The 3,294-nt window shown below is 43.6% G+C and carries 2 protein-coding genes; both read right to left on the bottom strand.

What is annotated here, in order from left to right:
- Positions 1-61: 61 nt before the first annotated feature.
- Positions 62-409 (bottom strand): hypothetical protein, encoded by a 348-nt coding sequence (locus JX312_RS10910; RefSeq protein WP_204458016.1) that lies wholly within the window; start codon positions 407-409, stop codon positions 62-64.
- Complete coding sequence (locus JX312_RS10905; protein ID WP_204458015.1) at positions 406-3,246, bottom strand: hypothetical protein; 2,841 nt, start codon at positions 3,244-3,246, stop codon at positions 406-408. The genes JX312_RS10910 and JX312_RS10905 overlap by 4 nt, the downstream gene beginning before the upstream one ends.
- Positions 3,247-3,294: the final 48 nt, after the last annotated feature.

Here is a 3,294-nt window from a genome sequence, read left to right as displayed (position 1 = left end):
AGGCCAGAAAATCGCGTAACCAACATGAATACAGAGTTTAACAATTTCGCATTAACAGATTTTAAGAGACGCCAGTGAGAATATGACGGAAAAAATCTCGGAAAATAGATTCTGAGGCATCAAGCAGTAGATTTCTTATGGGACGAGTCTGACCGCCAATAGTATAGGTGCTGTCTTCAACTAATCGTTCAAAATAATTATCGAAAGCGTTGGTAGTTCCCGAATGGGCTGCACGGACAGCGTCTTCTCCAATTACAATACCTGTATCGGAGCAATAGAAAGCCAAAGGTGCCGGCCAATTCCCATTAGGGAGCGATACAAGTTTGTTCTCACCATCGCGTTGCCAGTATTCAAAGGAAATGCGATGGTGAGATATGGATATGATTATTTTATAGCTGTCTCCGTTCATCTTAATAGTCTCAACAACGTGTTGTCATAGAATTTCATACCCTCAAGGATAATGATAGGAGCAACAAAGCTGAAAGGTTTACCGCCCTCCTGTGCTTCTCGTCTTGCCGAACGGAATTCCGGCATATTCTGTACATAACCCGAAATGTTCATGTCACGACAGGCGGTCTCAAGCTCGGCTGGATTAACCGACCAATTAAAGAGTTGGCGAGCGGCTTGATAGAAGAAGCTACAAAATTCAGTGAATTTATCGGCTTGGGATTTAGTGTTATCGGCACGAAGACGTACACCAATTTGGCCAAGCATCGCAGGAGTAATGGAGTTGGTAAACTCTATTGGCCGTGGTATCATATCGTTTCCTGTTAGCTCGAATCCAGACTCTCCGATAATCTCGGAGGGTTGTTGATTGCGAGGTCGCTTTAGAATGGTATCTCCCTTGGCTAAACCTTTCGATACTTCATATTTGATATTAGTATCGTGAAGTTGAGGTAGCTCAATAAGTTGCCATCCTGCAAGGGTTTCCATCAGATGTGCCTTGCCATAACCCATCACAAACATTTGTCCATAATATTGCTTGGCTGCTCCGGCATTAATGGTATTAAGCCACTGGAAAAGTCGAGATCCCTTACCGGCAAAAGTAACACGAACATTTGGTTTGCGACGAGCCGGCCATTCGGTCTCCGGAGTCTTATTCAGATCATCAATAAGTTTGTGTGCGACTTGCCCGGCATAGAACATCAAAAGCCCCGTTACATACATGTTGACACACATGAGCTGGGGACAATCAGCTGCAATGCGCTGATATAGATGTTCAAGTTGGTTATCGTTAAGACGATTAACGATTTGATCGAAGAAGTATGGCGCTGTATGCTCATTGTATGTGTCATTGCCGAAATTAAGTCCAACCATTTGTATTTTGTATTCGGCACAAATGGAGCTTAAAACCTTCTTGAATTGAGGAAATTTTGCAACAGATTGTGATACACGTTGAGCGGCAAAACGCAATGAATTTTGCTTTATCATCGTGACTCCATTCTTAAGATAGAATAAAGCAGATATATCGGTGGTACTACCACCGACATCAAAGCAAAGATTTAAGACGTTGGTTTCTGTGCCATATTTCACCGAAATGAAATTGGCAACTGCTTCCGCTTCTGATAGGCTCGGATTTGAATTTGCATTCGTCATCGTGTATAAAGGTTCCGGATCATACGATACCTCTTTGTCTGGATTATCCGGCATAAAATCCTCAGACGTGTTCTCTTCGGCTGGAGCTTTGTTTTCTTGTGCACCAAATCCTGCATTGCCACCCAAAGAGTTGTCACTGCCAAAATCTCCGCCGAAACTACCTCCGAAGCCCGAGGAACCGTTGCTTCCGAATCCGCACCCGAAAGAAGAATCTTGACTGCCGAATCCGCCTCCGAAACCGCCACCAAAACCTTCTTCGGAACCGGTTGATGTTTGCCCCACTGTACCAAACGCCCCGGTACCAATATCGGTTCCTAACGAACGGGTATCAGTATAGCGGCTAACATTTAACTCGTATCTTTCGCCGTTTTCTTTTAAAACCGGTGAAATCGTTTTTAGCGTCTCCCAAATACTCTGATATGAATACAGAAGTTGTCCCGCCATTGCAGATGGATAAGACCATTTTATGCTATTAGGTACTAAACCCTGTGCAAACAGCGTAGCGTAAACTTGAAGCATAAGAGTCCGCAAGAATGCACTCTTATGTGCTTTGTCAGCATCCGTGTCCTCCCACTTCATATTATGAATTTGGGTAACTTCTCCAACACCATTAGGATAGAACAAAGTGATTTTATTCTTTTCGGAATTAGAGAACGGAAGATTATCAGCAAAACTTGGGAAACCACCTACAACTTCACGCTCGTTCCTCATTTTGAGTGTTTCGCCAGTTTTAAGTGCAGGCAAGCGACGATTATCGTGAATAGTCAACACGCTCTTGATGGCGTTTGACATAACGCTCGGGCCTGCACCTTGAAAAAAGAACACTTGATTCTCACGAGGAAACAACGGCTTCCCTGGGAGCTCATTTCCCATTAGTGAAACACGCTGATTCCCAAATGAAAATCCTTGTTCCTGAGTGCTGTCGCTCGAATATGCGATTGATGTATTGGTACTTCCAAAGTCAATTCCCAAACGAACAGGATTCAACGATGAGTGAGCACCCGGGCGCATCCAATCATGAGGTAAGTTCGCGCCTTGAGCAGAACTATAGTTTATGAGAAGATAACCACCTTCGTTGCCGGTTGGAGAAAGAAGTCTTACCCCTTTGAACGGCTTGTTGGAGCGATATATCTCGTATTTGTAGGGGTTGTCAGCAACTGCTTCATCAGAAAGAACCAATAGTTCCGATTTGACAACCCTGTCCGGCGCAACTATTCTTCCGTCGCGACTTAAGAGAACAGGAGCTTGCTCTCTATCAACGACAATTCGGAAATAATCGCCTTGCATATCACCGACGAATGGGAAAGCACGGTATGACGTACTGGTGCCGTTGTGAGTCAGTTCGTTATACAAAAAGTATGCATCCCATTGTGGAGAAACGAAATTTGGCCAAATTAAAATATCCTTATTTTTGATTTCTCCATCGGAAGTATATACTTTCTTGAACTGTCTACGTATGCCGGAGTCAGTAACCAAAGTAAGGATTACTTCAAGGTTATCTGTACGCACAGACGGGTCATATGTCGCTTTAAGAGTCGATGCAATGGCACTTGATGAACCGGACATTCCAACCAAGGTGGCAACATTTTTCCCAAAAACATTTAAGCCTTGAGCACTTAAGGGAAGTGCAAAATATGCTTTATCTTGCATCCCCTTGACATCNGNTGTAAGAAAAAGAATTGGTAGATTCTTAAATTC

The sequence above is a fragment of the Barnesiella sp. CU968 genome, assembly GCF_905219685.1.
Classification (GTDB): domain Bacteria; phylum Bacteroidota; class Bacteroidia; order Bacteroidales; family Muribaculaceae; genus Lepagella; species Lepagella muris_A.
This window is presented reverse-complemented; position numbering and strand designations above follow the sequence as displayed.

Bases quoted from the DNA above. Each gene is read 5' to 3' on its own strand.
- JX312_RS10910 (WP_204458016.1), bottom strand. From the start codon at position 409: ATGAACGGAGACAGCTATAAAATAATCATATCCATATCTCACCATCGC.
- JX312_RS10905 (WP_204458015.1), bottom strand. From the start codon at position 3,246: ATGCAAGATAAAGCATATTTTGCACTTCCCTTAAGTGCTCAAGGCTTA.